Consider the following 18,393-nt stretch of genomic DNA (forward strand, 5'->3'; position numbering starts at 1 on the left):
AGCAGAGCGCTGCCCAAAAATCCCCAATGATTTCAACCAACGCCCTACCCCTTGTGCATGCCAGCGATTGCCATTACCAGCAATGACGAGCTGATGCCAGTTACCACGCCCGGCATGGCGGGTAACGGTTGAACCAAACTGCTCAGCGGCGCGCTGGACAGCCTCACTATTCGCCTCGCTGGCCGTGGTGTAACGTGCGGTTGGCCTTTGACATAGCTGCCGTCGCCCAACAAATGGGCTAGCAGGATAAGCGCGTGCTCCTCCCATACCACCGGGTTCTCTGGCTCGGGGAGTTGCCTTGCTAACGCAATACGGTCACCCACCTTCAGCTCGGCCACGGTTTTCCAATCCCACAGTGCTTTTAAGCGATGCTTAGCAGTGGCACGAATACGCCGCCCACTAGCGAGGGAGACTTCAAATATAGGTTTGGCACCCACTGACCACACTAGATCCGTGGCGGAGCGATGGAGCCTACCGTTCTCCCCTAACGAGACAACGCTAGGCGTTTGCCCTACCAGCTCGCGAATGGGCTGTCGCTCTCCATTAGCCAGCATGACCAACGTGTCTCCCGTGACACATTCGCGCAAATCCGACATCACGGGGCGCTTGTTGGGGCGCTGCTCTAGCGAGCGGTTCAGCTGCGAAAGCGCCACAACCGGGCACTGAAACTCTTTTGCCAACCCTTTGAGTGAGCGGGAGATTTCAGAGATCTCACCGGTGCGGTTTTCAGAAAAGCCTGGGATCTGCATCAGCTGAAGGTAATCGATCATGATCAGCGCCATATTGCCGTGCTCGCGTACCACGCGGCGCAAGCGTGAGCGCATCTCATTGGGTGAGAGCGCGGCGGTATCATCGATGAACAGCTGCTTGTCTTTAAGTAGATTCACCGCTGAGGTAAGGCGGGGCCAATCCTCATCTTCTAACTGCCCCGAGCGGACCCGCGTTTGGTCAATGCGCCCTAGCGAAGAGAGCATACGCAGCATTAACGATTCGGCGGGCATCTCCATAGAGAACACCATGACGGGCTTATCGCTGGCAATCACCGCATGCTCTACTAAATTCATGGCGAAGGTGGTCTTACCCATAGAAGGACGACCGGCAATAATCACCAAATCAGAAGGCTGTAGGCCGGAGGTCATCTCATCTAAATCGCGAAAGCCAGTGGAAAGACCGGTCATTTCGCCTTTGAGATTAAACAACTCATCGATGCGGTCTACGGCCTTTGTGAGCAGCTCGCTCATGCCGATAGGGCCACCGGTTTTCGGCCGCTCTTCGGCAATTTGAAACACTAGCCGCTCGGCTTCGTTTAACAGCTCATCGGCGGGCCGCCCTTGCGGAGAGAACGCCCCTTCAGCAATTTGATTGGCTGCCCGAATCAGCTTACGCAGCGTGGCGCGTTCGCGAACAATATCTGCATAGGCGCGAATGTTGCTGGCTGAGGGTGTATTGCGGGCCAGCTCTGCCAAAAACCCGAGCCCACCTACAGTATCTAACTGGTCACGGGCTTCCAGCGCTTCGGAAAGCGTGACTACGTCTAGCGGCTGCCCTGACTCCGCTAGATGAATCATGACATTGAACACCAACCGGTGCTCATAACGATAAAAATCGTCGGCTACCAAGCGCTCAGAGACGTTGTCCCACGCCTGATTGTCCAACATAAGCCCGCCTAACACCGACTGCTCCGCCTCTAGCGAGTGCGGCGGCAGCTTAAGCGCCGCCGTTTCCTGATCAGCAGAGGGCTGGTCCTGCATAGCGAGCTCCTTAAAAGTAACGCGTTGCCAACGGCGCTTATCTTAGCCGGGCAGCTTCCTTCACACCACTAGCACGACTCGTCAGCAGCGGCTTAAAAAAGACAAAGGGCGCGGGATATCCCGCGCCCTTTGAGGCGTTAGCGTTGTCGAGAAAAATTACTCGGCGACAACAACCACGCGTACAACGGCGTCCACTTCTGCATGCAGGTGGAGGTCGATGTCGTATTCGCCAGTTTGACGAATCGGGCCCTGCGGCATACGGACTTCGCTCTTGGCAACTTCGATGCCAGCAGAGGAGATCGCGTCGGCCAGGTCACGCGGACCGATAGAACCAAACAGTTTGCCTTCATCACCCGCTTTAGAAACCAACGACAGTTCGATGTCGTTAAGCTGCTCAGCACGTGCTTGGGCTTCTGCTTTACGCTCAGCGGCTTGAGCTTCAAGCTCTGCACGCTGCGCTTCAAACGCTTCAACGTTTTCTTTGGTAGCCGGTACAGCTAAACCGTAAGGCACCAAGTAGTTACGACCATAACCAGGCTTAACAGTGACCTTGTCACCCAGGCCGCCCAGCTTACCAATGTTGTCGAGCAGAATGACTTCCATCTCGTAAACCTCTTGTCAATTGCTGCGGGCAAGGCGTGCGCGAACGTTCGCGAATGTATCAATCAGCCCCAACAGCAGCACAATGAGAATCGTGGGCCAGGTCGTGATCAGCAGCACATAAAATGCCACCAGCCACAGCCCGTTCATCCCCTTAATTCCAATAAACCCATGCACTAACGCAATACCGGCTATCAGCAGCGGAATCCAACTAAGCATTGCCAGCGCCTGCGCACCCAACGCCATACCCGCCACCCCAAGCACCACTAAAATAGCGAGCTCTTTAGGGGTCAGGCGCAGCGTATGGAACTCTTCACGAAAGCCGCCTGGGTTATAAAGCCCAGCCTGCCAACTGCGTGCTAGCGCCAAACATGCGATGGCCGCTAACAGGACCACTAACCCCGTTACACCACCAATTACTGTGGCTGCCAGGGTAGGCGTGTCAATTCCTTGGTTTGCAAACTCTGTGAGCATGCGGTCGATCTCTTCTGAGCTCTCCCGCAGTTGCTCTAGCATTAGCTCGGTTCCACCCGGTGGACTGAAGATGCCAAGCTGTACCATTGCCGCGGCCGCTAAGGTGCCAACGATCAATGTTTCGCCCCAACGCATCCTCTCGCGCAGAATGACCGCCATGAGTGTCACTAACAGCACACTCGCCAGCGGAATAACGTCACCCTGAACCCACCAAAAACCTGCTGGTAATGCCGCAGCGATAATCACCGGAAGCGCTGGGGCGAACCCTTTGCGCAAGGTTACTAACGCCGCGATGGCAGCACCTAGCAAAAACAGCCAAGGCACTAGCGCTGCTAGCGCTGCCCCGCCTGCGGCATAGGGCGTGCCACGCATCAGCCATCTTGCTAGTGCCAGCATCACGTTAAACGCTTACTGGTGGCTATCGGAGTAGGGCAGCAGTGCCAGGTAGCGTGAACGCTTGATAGCGGTCGCCAGCTGACGCTGATAGCGTGCTTTGGTGCCGGTGATGCGGCTCGGAACGCTCTTGCCGGTTTCGGTGATGTAAGCCTTCAGCGTGTCAAGATCTTTGTAGTCGATCTGCTTGACGCCTTCAGCGGTGAAGCGGCAAAACTTACGGCGACGGAAAAAACGTGCCATGGACTAGCTCCTTAAAACGTGCGGTGGATAAAATCAGGCAGTTTCTTCAGCTTCAGCGCGCGGTTTTTCTTCGCGACGCGGACGCTTTTCTTCTGCCGGCTTCATCATCGGGGAAGCTTCGGTGATCGCTTCTTTGCAGCGAACAACCAGGCTGCGGATGATGGCGTCGTTGAAACGGAAGATGTTCTCGATTTCTTCGAGAGTCTCGCCGGTGCACTCAACGTTCATCAGCACGTAGTGGGCTTTGTGGATCTTGTTGATCGGGTAAGCCAGGTGACGACGGCCCCAATCTTCAAGGCGATGCACAGTACCAGCGTTTTCGGTAACGATGCTGGTGTAGCGCTCGACCATAGCTGGCACTTGCTCGCTCTGATCCGGGTGGACCATAAACACGATTTCGTAATGACGCATGGAATCTCCTTGCGGTTTGGCAGCTTCCGGTGTGCGTTAGGGCAAATGCCTTAACCGCGACAGGGAAGCAAGGAGTTAACTGAAATGCCCGTTGTTGGCCGCGAACAGCCGAGACAGGACATCAAGCAGAACTGTTGATCGTATAAGTCACTTACCAATACGAACGCCCGCTTATGAATAAACGGGCGCAAGCATTCTAGTGGGCTGGCCGCTAACTTGCAAGCTGCCGCTGACGAACGGCTTCAAACAAACAAATACCGGTAGCCACCGAGACATTAAGACTCGACACCTGCCCTGCCATAGGCAGCTTGGCAAGATTATCGCAGGCTTCGCGGGTCAAACGGCGCATGCCCTTCCCTTCTGCCCCCATCACCAACGCGGTGGGGCCAGTCATATCAATCTCAAACACGCTGGCTTCTGCTTCACCGGCGGTGCCGGTAATCCAAACGCCCGCATCTTTGAGCTTGGCCAAGGTGCGGGAAAGGGTAGTGACCTGATACACCGGCACCACTTCCGCAGCACCGCAGGCGACTTTTCTGACCGTGGCATTCAAAGGTGCTGCTTTGTCTTTTGCGACAATCACGCCATGGGCACCAGCCGCATCGGCACTTCGCAGGCAGGCACCGAAGTTGTGCACATCCGGCGACGCCATCCAGCACCAGCAGTAGCGGCGGGGTAGGCGCTTGCCAGGCGCGCAACTTCAGCCATAACGACTCTTCGCCTTCCGGCGTTAATGGCGTGCAAAACGCCACCACGCCTTGGTGTGCCGCACCTTGGGTGAGCTGATCAAGCACCTCGCGAGGCTGCTCTTTAATACGCGCACCGCTTGCCTGGGCATTTGCTACCACGTCTTTTAGGCGGTTGCCCGCCCCCTGCTGAACCCAAAGCTCGCGCGGGGCTTCACCGCGTTCGATCAGGCTCTCTAACGCGTGAACACCATACACTTGGTCCAAGCCATCCGGCGTGCGAATGGCGGCAGTACGCGGGTTACGTCGAGATGACGACGACTTCATGCTCAACCCTTTTTCGCTGATGGTTTACGCGGGCCGTTCCGAGTGCGGCGCGGGCCACGACGAGTCGGCTGTTTATCGGTTACGGCAGCGGCTTTCGGGCCGCCGCTCTCACCACGGCGCTTGCGCGGTTGGCGGCGCGGGCGTGGCTTATCGTCGGCGAGGCCAAAGTCGATTTTACGGTCATCCATATCGACACGCGCTACCTGCACGGTCAAACCGTCGCCTAAGCGATACGTAGTCCCCGTGCGCTCCCCTTTTAGGCGATGCTTCTCGGCTTCGTAATGATAGTAGTCCGACGGCAGCGAGGTGACATGCACTAGGCCTTCTACATAGAAGTCGTCCAGACGAACAAACAGACCGAACTGCGTTACAGAAGCAATCGTGCCATCGAACGTTTCGCCCAGCTTATCCGACATAAACTCACACTTGAGCCAGCTCTCGACATCGCGGGTCGCTTCATCCGCGCGCCGCTCGGTCATTGAGCAGTGTTCGCCTAGCTCTAGCATCTGCTCGAAGGTATACGGGCACCACTTGCTCGGCGGCTCAACCGGCGCTCCCTCTACCCGTACCACCGTATTGGTCTGACGCGGACCGCGAATGACCGAACGTATTGCGCGGTGAACCAGTAGATCCGGGTAACGGCGAATCGGTGACGTGAAGTGAGCATACGCTTGGTACGCCAAGCCGAAGTGTCCTTCATTTTGCGGCGAATAGACCGCCTGATTCATCGAGCGCAACATGACGGTCTGGATAATATCGGCGTCCGGGCGGTCGACAATGGCTTCCCGCAGTGCCTGATAATCCTGCGGCGTCGGCATATCACCACCGCCTACCGAGAGGCCCAGTTCACTGAGGAACAGACGCAGCTTATCAAGGCGCTCAGGTGTAGGCCGCTCGTGGATACGGTAAAGCGCCGGCAAGTCATGCTTATCCAAGAAACGTGCCGTGGCAACGTTGGCGGCCAGCATGCACTCTTCGATGAGCTTGTGGGCATCGTTGCGGTTACGCGGCACGATTTTTTCGATCTTGCGCTCATCGTTACAGATGATCGCAGTTTCAGTGGTATCGAAATCAATCGCTCCGCGCTCTTCACGGGCGGAACGCAGCAGTCCGTATAGCTCGTGCAGGTTTTGCAGTGGCTTGACTAGCTCAGCATGCTCACGACGCAGCGTCTCACCTTCTTCGCTCTCGCCATCCAACATAGCCGCTACCTTGTTATAGGTGAGGCGAGCGTGGGAGTTCATGACAGCTTCATAGAACGAGTAGCGGCTGATGGCACCAGTCTTGGAGATATTCATCTCGCATACCATCACCAAGCGGTCGACGTGCGGGTTCAATGAACACAAGCCGTTCGACAGCAGCTCTGGCAGCATCGGCACCACTTGGCCGGGGTAGTAGACCGCGTTACCTCGCGTGCGCGCTTCATCATCCAGCGCGGTGCCGGGGCGCACATAGTGGGAAACATCGGCAATCGCCACCAACAGCTTCCAGCTACCGGACTTGGTTTTCCAAGCGCAGACCGCGTCGTCAAAGTCTTTGGCGGACTCATCGTCGATAGTGACCAGCGGGATATCGCGCAGATCGACGCGATGCTGCTTATCCTCCTGCAAGCCCTCTGCAGAGATTTCGCTGGTTTGATCCAGCACCTCTGGCGGAAACTCGGCAGGGATGTCGTAGCTGCGAATCGCAATATCGATTTCCATGCCGGGGTCCATACGCTCACCCAGCACTTCGATGACTTCGCCCACCGGCTGCACACGGGTCGCAGGCTGCTGCACAATTTTGGCAGAAATCACCTGTCCGTCTTTGGCGCCGGCGCTAGCCGTATGGGGAATAATAACTTCTTGGGTGATGCGTGGATTCTCAGGAATCAGCACCCCAAACTCCGGCGTATTGCTGCGGTATACGCCAACAAGGGTTTGGGTATTGCGCGCACTCACATCAGCAATGGTTGCTTCATCGCGGCCACGACGGTCACGACCACTAACCCTCACCAGCACATGGTCACCGTGGAACACACGGCGCATTTGGCGCGGGGGCAGTACTAAGTCCGGCTTTTTACCGTCATCACGGAGCACAAAGCCAAAGCCATCTCGGTGGCCCAGCACTTTGCCTTTTATTAGGTCTAGCTTATCCAATCAGCGCGTAAGCACCACGGCGGTCGCGCAGCACTTGACCATCGCGCTCCATCGCCGCCATGCGCCGACGAATGGCTTCTAGGTGGTCTTCATCTTCAATGCCCAGCATTCTACTCATGTTTTCATGAGTAATCGGTTTACCGTAGCTTTCTAAGGCAGCCAGTAGATATTCGCGGCTGGGCGCAGGATTATCGTACTTTTGCGCCTCGCGCTCGGCGTGCGGATCATCACTCAACGTCCAATACTTCATGCGATCAACATCCTTGATAGCGTTTGCGGGAGGCGGACAGTTAGCGCAGGCGTGGTGCACTGCGGGTGGGAGTTGTCTTCGACGGCGTTAGCGCCGTTGTCAGCTGCTAATAAGCTGAAGCATGTCATGTTTTGTTTGGTCATAGGCGCAGTATAGCGCTGCCCGTTCAATCACCCAACCACCTAACACCGCATTAATGCGATTTCAGTATTAAAAAAAGCGCCTTAGGGCTTGCATTTAACCACGCCTCGGTATCATACGCGCCACTTGCCCAGATGGCGGAATTGGTAGACGCGCTACGAATACAGACGCTACAACTGTTTTAGTTGTAAAAAGAATGATGCGCCCAGGGTGGCGGAATTGGTAGACGCGCTAGCTTCAGGTGCTAGTGTCCGTATGGACGTGGAGGTTCATGTCCTCTTCTGGGCACCAAACCACTTCATGTTATCCCCTTTTCATGAAGTCGTAAGGTGCAGCGGCAAGCAAGAAGTAGATGTGAAAGCAGTTAGTTTGTATTCGCCCAGGTGGCGGAATTGGTAGACGCGCTAGCTTCAGGTGCTAGTGTCCGTATGGACGTGGAGGTTCATGTCCTCTCCTGGGCACCATTTTATGGTCCCGTCCGCATCACTCTTTATCTTCCTAATAGATATTCAATAAATGCCTCGCTCAGAGTTATTCTTAATAGAGAACCATCTTTGTATGGCGCTTTTTTGCGTCTTATCTTCATGACTGCGATTGCACCCTACCGCTTTAGCTTACTTGCCAAACATGTCAAGCGGGCGAAACATTAATGCGGCTTCGCCCGCCGTGATTGCTGGTTAATGCATCTCCGTGCTTATTGATAGCGCCCAGGGCGGCGAGCAATTTCTTCCAGCGCCCATCCTTGTGTCCGCAGCTCGCCTTCTAGCACGGCTTCCATGGTAGGGGTTAAGTCAGGAAAGAAGTTCAGTCCCGTTTGCGCTTCGATATCATCAATGGTGACGAGGTAGTCATCCAGCGGCTCATTGCCTCTGACGTCTTGGGGCATAATAAATGCCAGCGCTAAAGGCGCTTCGTCGTGAGGCGCAACGATAATTTTGTAGAACGCCTGGGGCACTTCCACAAAGCCGACGCGGTTAAACACGTTATCCATAAAGCGCTCAGGGTAGATCGGCCCGGTGATCACCTGTAAGCGCTCAAAACGCGGCGCGAAGTGGTCCATCACCGACTCTTCTAAACGCTGCCACAGTTGGCGATTTAAGTTGGGCCGCTGCGGAGCCATATTACTCATTAAGAAGGTGTCGATTTGCGCACTACGCCCATGCACGGCAGCAATAGCGTAGTTAGGCGCCAGATGCCCGCGGTCGTAGCCGCTCCCTGAGTAGCTATCAGTATCCACCGGCCATAGCGTGCGCCAGTCAGCCTGAAAGTTGGGCCGCCCGCCGATCCGGGTATTGTCCGGTACGGCCTTCACTTGATAGCTCACCCATAGCGCACCGACACGAACATCCGACCATCCCGCTAAAAAGCCATCGTTGCGTAAAACGCGATGAAACGTGGTGGGGCGAAACTCCTCCCAAGTGGGCACGCCTTGCCAGGTATAGGCATCTTGATGTTGGCGCCCCTGGAATTCCCATAACCCGGTTCCCACTATTACAAACAGCACAGCGATGCCCAGGCGTCGCCCCTGACGACGCCAGTGCACAAGCGATTTCCCCAACGGAGTCACTCCCCTACAAGCTTTTTAGATAGACCAGTATGTTTTTTAGTAGGTAGCTAACGTTACCAGCCGAGTGAAAACATGGTTTCCAAGTCGTGACGAGAGTGAACCTGCATGGCATTCAGCGTTTCGGTATCACTAATCCCTTCTACGGCATTTAGGCGCTCGGTCACCAGCTCCGCTAGGCTCTCAAAATCGCGGGTGCGGGCAATGGCGACTAGGTCGTAACGGCCGCAGGTGGAGTACACTTCGCTGATCCCTTCCACATCGGCTAGGCGTTCAGCCACTGCCTTTACTTGGCCTTTTTCGGTATTAATCAAGATCACTGCGTTTTGCATGGCGCCCTCACTAATCATGTCTTGTGGATATCACGCTACGGGGCGAGTATAGCAGCCTGCTAGGTACGGCCAAGCGCTGCCTGACAGCGTGGCTAATTGTCGCGCTATTTATAAGGTTATTCGCACTAATTTTGAGCATGCGCTAGCATGTACCGTAGACCTCCGATTTATAAGACTTGTCGGAGTATTAAGAGGTGGATCACCACCCGACAACCGTAGCAAAACGTCAGACCGTGACGATAAGGAGACACCATGGCTAATCAGAGCCGTCGTAAGTTCATGCGTAATAGTGTGCTAGGCCTCGCTGCCCTACCGTTTGGTGCTGGCATTCTGTCGAAGACTGCATTTGCTCAGGAACTGCCGCGTCTGGATCCCTCTTCTCCCACAGCACAGGCGCTTAACTACGTCGAAGTGGCCAGCGAAGCCAGCGACCACCCCGCCTATGAAGAAGGTGAGAAGTGCTCCAACTGCATGTTCTTCAATGCGGAAACAGAGGGTTGCCAACTCTTCCCAGAAAACAGCGTTGCACCGGAAGGCTGGTGCCAATCGTGGACGGCCAAAGCGTAAGCAACCCCCAAGGTGTAAGCAAACCTTAGGCTACTGCGATATCCATGACCCCGCGCCCTGCGCGGGGTCACTGTTTTTAGCCAGCCCCTTTGCTTTCTTCCTCTACCGGCCAGTGATAACGGCGGGTGACTTTCCCATCTTCCATGGATACCAAGTGTACAGGGAAGCCCCACAGCTGCTGTAAATGGCGAATCACCGGATAGACACTTCTCCCCAGTGGCCGACGACTATCCTGAATGTGATGCAGCGTTAATGAGCGATCACCGCGAATGGCAGCTTCTACCACCTGAATATTCGGCTCACGCACCGACAGAGCATATTGGCTTGAAAGCGCTTCACGTACGCGTTTGTAGCCACGGTCATCGTGAATAGCAGCAACCTCAAGCATCTCTACCTGGTCGTCATCGACAATTAAAAACAGCTTTAAGTCGCGAATCACCTTAGGTGACAAGAACTGCTGTATGAAAGACTCATCCTTAAAGTTGCGCATCGCGAACTCAAGGGTTTCCCGCCAGGGGCTACCTGCAATATCGGGAAACCACTCGCGGTCTTCAGCCGTCGGCGCTTCGCAAATACGCTTAATATCCATGAAGATGGCAAACCCCAGCGCGTAGGGATTAAGGCCACTATAATAAGGGCTATCAAACCCTGGCTGGTTGATCACCGCCGCGTGCGACTGTAAGAACTCCAGCATTAGTCCCTCATCTACTTTGCCCTCATCGTAAAGCCGGTTCATCAGCGTGTAGTGCCAAAAACAGGCCCACCCTTCGTTCATCACTTGGGTTTGCCGTTGAGGATAGAAGTATTGAGCCAGCTTGCGCACGATACGCACAATCTCACGCTGCCAAGGCGCCAGCAACGGTGCGTTCTTCTCGATAAAATAGAGCAAGTTTTCTTGTGGTTCTGAGGGGTAGCAGCCGCCGCTATGCAGGCCTAGCGGGTCATCATCGCTGTGCAAGCTTCCCGGTAGAGGCGCCATCCCGGCAGGTGGCTCAGGAATGGTGCGCCATAACATATTGACCTGTGTCTGCAGGTACGCTTCACGCTCATCCTGACGTTTGGCCTCTTCCTCGGCCGAGATAGGCGATGGCCGCTTGTAGCGATCAACGCCGTAGTTTTGTAGCGCGTGGCACGCATCCAGCAACTGCTCAACCGCATGCACGCCGTGACGCTCTTCGCACTGGGCAATGTATTTACGGGCAAACACCAAATAGTCGACGATAGATTCCGCATCTGTCCAGGTGCGAAACAGATAGTTACCTTTGAAAAAAGAGTTATGGCCATAGCAGGCGTGGGCAATCACCAACACCTGCATCATCAGGGTGTTTTCCTCCATCAGGTACGCAATGCAGGGGTTGGAGTTAATCACCAGCTCATAGGCAAGCCCCATCTGCCCTCGTTTGTAGGCCTGCTCCACAGAGAGAAATTGCTTACCAAACGACCAGTGATGGTAGCCCACTGGCATGCCAACGCTGGCGTAGGCATCCATCATTTGCTCGGTGGTAATCAGCTCGATTTGATTGGGATAGGTATCCAGCCGATACTCATCGGCGAGCCTGGCGAGCTCCTCATCAAAACGCTCCAGTACGCTGAAATTCCAGTCAGAACCGGTCGCTATAGGCTTGCGGGTTACACTCATGGCGCACTCCTCAACTCGCACTACCGCTCTTGGCTCAAGCGGCGCTTAAACAGCTCACGGAAAACCGGGTAAATATCGCCAGCCTCGACAATCTGGCGCATGGCAAACCGCTCGGGAAACTGGGTAGCTACCGCTTCGTACTCGTGCCATAGCGACTGGTGGTCATGGGGGGTGATCTCCACATAGGCGTAGTACTGCAGCTGGGGCATCAGTTGTTTTACCAGCAGGTCGCGACAGACATTGGAGTCGTCGTCCCAGTTGTCGCCATCGGATGCCTGAGCTACGTAGAGGTTCCATTGCCCGGCGGGGTAGCGTTTTTCAATGATCTTATTGACCAAATTCAGCGCGCTGGAAACGATGGTGCCGCCGGTTTCTCGGGAGTAGAAAAACTCCTCCTCATTAACTTCCCTGGCGGCGGTATGGTGGCGCACAAACACCAGCTCCACTTTCTCGTAGTGCTTTTCTAAAAAGAGTTAAAGCAGTAAGAAAAAGCGCTTAGCAATGTCTTTATGGTTTTGGGTCATGGAGCCCGACACATCCATCACGCAGAACATCACCGCTTGGCTAGAAGGCTGCGGTTGAGCGGCCAGTTGGTGGTAGCGCAGGTCGTAGGTATCGATAAACGGTACCGCCTCAATACGCCTCTCCAGCCGCTCAATCTCCGCTTTCAGCTCTACGATGCGTGCTGGGTTTCGCAATACCGGATCTTTGCGCTCTTCTGCCGCTAACGCTTCCTGGGCCTCCTTCAGGGCGCGTTTAATCGGCGCGCGCATGGCAATACGTCGTGCGTAGGCCTCCCGCATCGAGCGGGTAATGCTAATGCGTGAGGGCACGCCATCCCGCGCAAGGCCTGCACGCACCATTTTGATCTCTTCCAGCGACTTGAGCGGCTTGCGCTGCAAATGGGGCAGCTCCAAGCCGTCGAACACAAACTCCAAGAACTCTTCACGGCTGAGGGTGAAGGCAAACTCGTCGTTTCCCTCCCCCTGGTTGGAGGCGCCGCCCTCGCCCGCACCATTACCGCCCCCCTGGCCCGCCGGGCGACGAATCTTATCCCCCTCCAGAAACTCCTTATTACCCGGCGAGACGCTATTGCGCGCCCCGCCCGGCCCGTGCTGAAACACGGGCTCTGAAATGTCCTTGGCAGGAATCGAAATTTTCTCGCCACGCTCCATGTCGGTGATGGAGCGGCGGTTGACCGCCTCCTCCACCGAGCGCTTGATGTGCTTGCGATAACGCTCCAAGAAGCGCTGCCGATTGACCGCGCTCTTGTGCTTAGCGTTAGGTCTGCGATCAATAAAGTAGGTCATTCGACCTCCTCAACACCTCGATCTTGAGCGCCGACTCTTGGCGCTCTTGTATGCGGGCCAACAGCGGCCCGCTACTGAGACTTCCGCACGCGCAGGTACCATTCGGAGAGCAGGCGCACCTGTTTTTCGGTATAGCCACGGTCCACCATGCGCGCCACGAAATCCTCGTGCTTTTTCTGATCCGACTTCGACGCTTTGGCATTGAACGAGATCACCGGCAACAGCTCTTCGGTGTTGGCAAACATCTTGTGTTCGATGACGCCTTTCAGCTTCTCATACGACTGCCAGCTAGGGTTCATACCGTTGTTTTGCGCCCGCGCCCGCAGCACAAAGTTCACTACTTCATGGCGGAAGTCTTTCGGGTTGGAGATACCTGCCGGCTTCTCGATCTTCTCAAGCTCCTCGTTCAGCGACTGGCGATTAAGCAGCTCACCGGTTTCGGGGTCACGGTACTCCTGATCCTGGATCCAGAAGTCAGCATAGGTCACATAGCGGTCGAAGATGTTTTGGCCGTACTCGCTGTAGGACTCGAGATAAGCGGTTTGAATCTCCTTGCCGATAAAGTCCACATAGCGCGGGGCCAGAAACTCTTTGATAAAGCCCAGATAGCGCTCGAACACCTCGGAAGGCAGCTGCTCGCGCTCCAGCGCCTGCTCCAACACGTACAGCAGGTGCACCGGGTTGGCTGCGACTTCGGTACTGTCGAAGTTGAACACCTTCGAGAGAATTTTGAACGCAAAGCGGGTAGAGAGCCCTTGCATACCTTCATCGACCCCAGCTGCATCGCGGTACTCTTGAATCGAATTTGGCGCGTGGGTCGGTGTCTTTTAAATTCTCACCGTCATACACCCGCATTTTTGAGTAGATACTGGAGTTCTCCGGTACTTTAAGCCGCGACAGCACCGAGAACTGCGCCAGCATGCGCAGCGTATCTGGCGCGCAGGGCGCTGCATTCAGCGAGGAGTCCTCCAACAGTTTCTGATAAATCTTGATCTCTTCCGACACCCGCAGGCAGTAAGGCACCTTGACGATATAGACGCGGTCCAGGAAGGCCTCGTTGTTACGGTTATTGCGGAACGCCTGCCACTCAGATTCATTCGAGTGAGCCAGAATGACGCCGTCAAAGGGAATCGCGCCCATGCCTTCCGTGGGGTTGTAGTTACCCTCCTGGGTGGCGGTAAGCAGCGGGTGGAGCACCTTGATGGGTGCCTTGAACATCTCCACGAACTCCATCAGACCCTGGTTGGCGCGGCACAGCCCGCCAGAGAAGCTGTAGGCATCCGGATCGTCTTGGGAGTAAAGCTCCAGCTGACGAATATCGACTTTGCCGACCAGTGACGAGATATCCTGGTTGTTCTCGTCCCCCGGCTCAGTTTTGGAAATGGCAATTTGATTCAGCCGCGATGGGTAGAGGCGCACCACCCGGAACTGGGAAATATCACCACCGTACTCTTTTAAGCGTTTAGCCGCCCAGGGCGACATCACGCTGCGCAGGTAGCGCCCGGGAATGCCGTACTCTTTCTCCAGCAGTTCCCCATCCTCCTCGGGGGAGAAGAGCCCTAAAGGAGACTCATAAACAGGCGAGCCTTTAATGGCGTAGAAAGGGATACGCTCCATTAACAGCTTCAAGCGCTCGGCCAGTGACGATTTACCGCCACCGACCGGCCCCAGTAGATAAAGAATCTGCTTGCGCTCTTCCAAGCCTTGGGCCGCGTGGCGGAAGTACGCCACGATTTGCTCAATGGCTTCTTCCATCCCATGAAACTCGGCGAAAGCGGGATAGCGGCGGATCACCTTATTCGAGAAAATACGTGATAGACGCGGGTCTTTCGCCGTGTCGATCACTTCAGGCTCGCCTATCGCTTCCAGCATGCGCTCGGCGGCGCTGGCATAAACCTTGGGGTCACGGCGACAAAGCGCCAAGTACTCCTCAAGGCTCATGTCCTCTTGCTTGAACGCGGGCAAATCGGTCTTGAACGTGATCAAAGATGCTCATGGAACTCTCCTGTGGCCCATCCCCAGCAGCAACCGCCCAGCCAGATCCCTTAAGCGGCGTGCAATTCGAGGTGTCGCTCTATCAGCGTAGTCAGCATTAGCAAAAAGTGATGACTAAACCTTCAACGCAGCGCTGTTAACGATATGAGCACAGCAACAGGGGTTTAGTTGCGTGAAATGTTGTGGCAACTCCACAACGCAACGCGCCGCCTGAGAAGGCGGCGCTTGAGAGCTTAACGTCAGAGCAGTTTTTAGCGGCGGTATTGTTCAAGCACGAACGTCAAGCACGGCTTTCACATCTGCCAACAGCTGGTCCAACAATTCAACGGTAGTGTTCCAGGCGCAGACAAACCGTGCCCCGCCTGCACCAATAAAGGTGTAGAAGGTCCACCCTTTGGCTTTCAACGCTCGATAGCGTGAGGAGGTAATTCAACGAACACACTGTTGGCCTGGGTGGGGAACATCAGCGACACGCCGGGCAGCGCTTGTAGCCCTTCCGATAAGTAGCGCGCCATGGCATTGGCATGTTCGGCATTCGTCAGCCAAGCACCGCTTTCCAAAAGGCCTAGCCAGGGCGCTGATATATAGCGCATTTTTGACGCCAGCTGTCCCGCCTGCTTACAGCGATAAGAGAAATCTTCCGCCAGCTCACGGTTGAAGAACAGAATTGCCTCGCCAAATGCCAAGCCATTTTTGGTGCCTGAGAAACACAGCGCATCGACACCGACCTGCCAGGTCAACTCTGCGGGCGAGGCGTTCAAGCTGGCACAAGCGTTGGCAAACCGTGCTCCGTCCATGTGTAAGCGCAGGTCGTGTTTATCCGCCGTGGCGCGAATGGCCAGCAGCTCTTCGCGGGAGTAAACAGTGCCCACTTCGGTGGCTTGAGTGAGCGATACCACCTTCGGTTTCGGGTAGTGGATATCGCTGCGCTTGGTCACTAGCGCTTCAATCCCTTGCGGCGTGAGTTTGCCGTTCGCTCCCGGCGAGGTCAGCAGCTTGGCACCGTTGGAGCAAAACTCCGGCCCACCACACTCATCGGTTTCAATATGCGCCAGCTCATGGCAAATCACGCTATGGTAGCTGCGCCCCATCGCGGAGAGCGCCAGTGAGTTGGCTGCAGTGCCGTTGAACACGAAAAATACGTCGCAATCGTAGTCGAACATTTCACGAAAACGGTCGGCGGCACGGGCGGTCCAGCGGTCGTTGCCGTAGGCTAAATCATCGGCCTGATTGGCTTCGAGTAAGTACTGCATCGCCTCCGGGCAGATACCGGAGGTGTTGTCACTGGCTAAAAATCGTGGGGTACACTCCGAGGGCATGACGATAATCCTTTTGTCTGACGGTCGTGCGGCGCAGGCTGGGTGCCACCCGCGCCTTAAATCCCTAACGTGGCTTAGTAGTTAGGGTGATCCATCAGTCTATCGCCATTTTAGCGTTAACGTCACGCCCCCTATACGCGTTACAGCGAGGCCGCCAGCCGAGTCCCTTGATCAATAGCGCGCTTGGCATCCAATTCGGCCGCTTCATCTGCGCCGCCAATCACATGCACACGGCTACCCGCTTGGGCCAGCGGCGAAATCAAGTCGCGTACCGACTCTTGGCCTGCGCACACCACAATGGTGTCCACCTCGACCACCTGCTCTTGCCCTTCGCGGCGGATGTGTAAGCCTGCATCGTCGATGCGCACATACTCGCAGCCGGTCAGTGTTTCTACGCCACGCTGCTTTAACGAGGCGCGATGCACCCACCCCGTGGTTTTACCCAGGTTTTTGCCTGGCTTAGAGCTTTTTCGCTGCAGCATCACAATGCTGCGCGGTGAACGTGGCGGCTGCGGCGCTTTTAAGCCGCCCCGTTCGCCCACTGCTAAATCCACACCCCACTCATCGCACCATGCGGCCACCTCCATGGCGGGGCGCCCCCCGTGGGAAAGCAGCTCCGAAACATCAAAACCAATGCCGCCTGCCCCAATCACCGCTACACGCTTGCCTACTTGTTCAGGCTGTTCAATGGCGTCTGCATAGCTCAGCACGCTGGGGTGGTCTGCCCCGGGTAGCGCCAGTTCACGGGGCACCACCCCCGTGGCAATCACGATCTCCTCAAAATTCGCCAGGGCATCTACAGTGGCTTCGGTGTTTAAGCGCACGTCCACCGCATGCTTTTCGAGCATGACGCGGAAGTAGCGTAGTGTTTCGTTAAACTCTTCTTTACCGGGGATTTTACGGGCGTAATTGAACTGCCCGCCCAGCTCGCTGCGCCGCTCAAAGAGCACCACGGCATGCCCACGACTGGCCCGCCGCTACTGCTGTGGCAAGCCCCGCTGGGCCGCCGCCTACCACCGCTACCCGCTTAGGTGTTTGCGCAGGCGCCAGGGTGATCTCGGTTTCGTGGCAGGCACGGGGGTTGACCAAGCAGGAAGTCAGCTTGCCCATAAAGGTGTGATCCAAGCAGGCCTGGTTACAGGCGATGCAGGTATTGATCTCCTTCGCCAAGCCCGCCTCGGCTTTACGCACCCACTCGGGGTCAGCCAAAAACGGACGCGCCATCGACACCATATCCGCATGGCCGTCTGCCAGTACCCGCTCGGCCACCTCCGGCATATTGATGCGGTTGGTGGTAATCAGCGGAATCGACAGCGCCGCGCGAATGCGGCGGGTGACTTCAGTAAACGCCGCCCGTGGCACGCTGGTGACAATGGTGGGCACCCGCGCCTCGTGCCAGCCAATGCCGGTATTGATGACGTTCGCGCCAGCGGCTTCAATGGCCTGGCCCAGTTGAACTACCTCTTCCCAAGAACTGCCCTCTTCCACCAGATCGATCATCGAGAGGCGGAAGATCAGCAGGAAGCGCTCGCCAACGGCTTGGCGAATACGCTTGACGATCTCGACAGGGAAACGCATACGCCGCTCAAAATCGCCGCCCCAGTCGTCGTCACGCTGGTTGGTGCGGCGGCAAATAAACTGGTTGATCAAATAGCCTTCCGAGCCCATCACCTCAACGCCGTCGTAGCCCGCCTGCTGGGCGAGCGTAGCGCAGCGAACATAGTCGGCAATCTGCTGCTCTACCTCTTCACTGGAGAGCGCTCGGGGGGTGAACGGGTTGATGGGGGCTTGCAGCGCCGAGGGGCCCACCAGCTCTGGTGAGTAAGCGTAGCGTCCGGCGTGCAAAATTTGCATGCACAGGTGCCCACCGGCTGCATGTACCGCGTCGACAACGTGGCGGTGCTCCGCCACTTGAGACTCCTCTGTCAGCGCATTGGCACCTTGAAATACCGCCCCTTCGGCATTGGGCGCAATGCCACCCGTCACAATCAAGCTGACCCCTGCACGCGCGCGCTCTGCATAGAACGCTGCCAAGCGCTCAAAGCCATTCGGCGCTTCTTCTAAATTGGTGTGCATGGACCCCATCAATACGCGGTTAGGCAGCGTTAAATGCCCCACGGTTAATGGACGAAATAGGTGCGGATAAGCTGGCGCTTGGTGCATCACGGCGCTCCTTCACTGTTATTAGTACGGCGGGCGTTCAATGGCTTGCCACTCATATTCAAACAAGCGTATGACATAGCACTGGCTACG

General features: G+C 56.1%; 9 protein-coding genes, 2 tRNA genes and 7 pseudogenes. 3 read left to right on the forward strand and 15 right to left on the reverse strand.

What is annotated here, in order from left to right; all coding sequences use genetic code 11:
- Positions 1 to 44: 44 nt before the first annotated feature.
- The 8 genes and pseudogenes from B4967_RS19690 to rnr form a co-directional block, all read right to left on the reverse strand.
- Complete coding sequence (locus B4967_RS19690; protein ID WP_340638780.1) at positions 45 to 596, reverse strand: hypothetical protein; 552 nt, start codon at positions 594 to 596, stop codon at positions 45 to 47.
- Positions 579 to 1,751: pseudogene (dnaB, locus tag B4967_RS19695) on the reverse strand (replicative DNA helicase); the annotation flags it as partial. The gene B4967_RS19690 and the pseudogene dnaB, both read right to left, overlap by 18 nt.
- Positions 1,752 to 1,907: 156 nt before the next feature.
- On the reverse strand, positions 1,908 to 2,354 hold the full coding sequence (gene rplI / locus B4967_RS13460) for a 50S ribosomal protein L9 (RefSeq protein WP_044628492.1): 447 nt from the start codon (positions 2,352 to 2,354) through the stop codon (positions 1,908 to 1,910).
- 15 nt (positions 2,355 to 2,369) lie between these two features.
- Complete coding sequence (locus B4967_RS13465) at positions 2,370 to 3,221, reverse strand: hypothetical protein (RefSeq protein ID WP_083025739.1); 852 nt, start codon at positions 3,219 to 3,221, stop codon at positions 2,370 to 2,372.
- Positions 3,222 to 3,233: 12 nt separating this feature from the next.
- Positions 3,234 to 3,461, reverse strand: a complete 228-nt coding sequence (rpsR, locus tag B4967_RS13470) for a 30S ribosomal protein S18 (RefSeq protein ID WP_083025740.1) — start codon at positions 3,459 to 3,461, stop codon at positions 3,234 to 3,236.
- A 33-nt stretch (positions 3,462 to 3,494) separates the two neighbouring features.
- Positions 3,495 to 3,872, reverse strand: coding sequence for a 30S ribosomal protein S6 (gene rpsF, locus B4967_RS13475; RefSeq protein ID WP_044628490.1), 378 nt, complete (start codon positions 3,870 to 3,872; stop codon positions 3,495 to 3,497).
- A 211-nt stretch (positions 3,873 to 4,083) separates the two neighbouring features.
- Positions 4,084 to 4,885, reverse strand: a pseudogene (gene rlmB, locus B4967_RS13480) (23S rRNA (guanosine(2251)-2'-O)-methyltransferase RlmB).
- A gap of 2 nt (positions 4,886 to 4,887) precedes the next feature.
- A pseudogene (gene rnr, locus B4967_RS13485) lies at positions 4,888 to 7,273 on the reverse strand (ribonuclease R).
- 344 nt (positions 7,274 to 7,617) lie between these two features.
- On the opposite strand from rnr, the gene B4967_RS13490 reads away from it, so the two are divergent.
- Together B4967_RS13490 and B4967_RS13495 are read left to right on the forward strand one after the other, a co-directional pair.
- Positions 7,618 to 7,705, forward strand: a tRNA-Leu gene (locus B4967_RS13490).
- Between the two features lie 86 nt (positions 7,706 to 7,791).
- Positions 7,792 to 7,878, forward strand: a tRNA-Leu gene (locus B4967_RS13495).
- A 230-nt stretch (positions 7,879 to 8,108) separates the two neighbouring features.
- On the opposite strand, the gene B4967_RS13500 is transcribed toward B4967_RS13495, so the two are convergent.
- Together B4967_RS13500 and B4967_RS13505 are read right to left on the reverse strand one after the other, a co-directional pair.
- The gene (locus tag B4967_RS13500; protein ID WP_192859214.1) at positions 8,109 to 8,972 is read right to left on the reverse strand and encodes a DNA/RNA non-specific endonuclease; all 864 of its coding nucleotides are present in this window, start codon (positions 8,970 to 8,972) and stop codon (positions 8,109 to 8,111) included.
- Positions 8,973 to 9,034: 62 nt separating this feature from the next.
- Positions 9,035 to 9,310: an Lrp/AsnC family transcriptional regulator gene (locus B4967_RS13505; protein WP_044628486.1), complete on the reverse strand. Its 276-nt coding sequence runs from the start codon at positions 9,308 to 9,310 to the stop codon at positions 9,035 to 9,037.
- A gap of 252 nt (positions 9,311 to 9,562) precedes the next feature.
- Here B4967_RS13505 and B4967_RS13510 point away from each other — a divergent pair, with 252 nt between their 5' ends.
- Entirely contained in the window at positions 9,563 to 9,877 is a 315-nt protein-coding gene (locus B4967_RS13510) for a high-potential iron-sulfur protein (RefSeq protein WP_083025743.1), read from the forward strand.
- Between the two features lie 76 nt (positions 9,878 to 9,953).
- Here B4967_RS13510 and B4967_RS13515 read toward each other — a convergent pair whose 3' ends face one another.
- From B4967_RS13515 to B4967_RS13535, 5 genes and pseudogenes are all read right to left on the reverse strand, one after another.
- A complete protein-coding gene (locus B4967_RS13515) occupies positions 9,954 to 11,516 on the reverse strand; it encodes a SpoVR family protein (RefSeq protein ID WP_083025745.1) in 1,563 nt (520 codons plus the stop codon).
- Positions 11,517 to 11,536: 20 nt separating this feature from the next.
- Positions 11,537 to 12,826, reverse strand: a pseudogene (locus B4967_RS13520) (YeaH/YhbH family protein).
- 71 nt (positions 12,827 to 12,897) lie between these two features.
- A pseudogene (locus tag B4967_RS13525) lies at positions 12,898 to 14,822 on the reverse strand (PrkA family serine protein kinase).
- 266 nt (positions 14,823 to 15,088) lie between these two features.
- Positions 15,089 to 16,140 (reverse strand): annotated as a pseudogene (locus tag B4967_RS13530) (threonine aldolase family protein).
- A gap of 140 nt (positions 16,141 to 16,280) precedes the next feature.
- Positions 16,281 to 18,303 (reverse strand): annotated as a pseudogene (locus B4967_RS13535) (FAD-dependent oxidoreductase).
- Positions 18,304 to 18,393: the final 90 nt, after the last annotated feature.

It is taken from the genome of Vreelandella lionensis (assembly GCF_002087295.1).
Classification (GTDB): Bacteria; Pseudomonadota; Gammaproteobacteria; order Pseudomonadales; family Halomonadaceae; genus Vreelandella; species Vreelandella lionensis.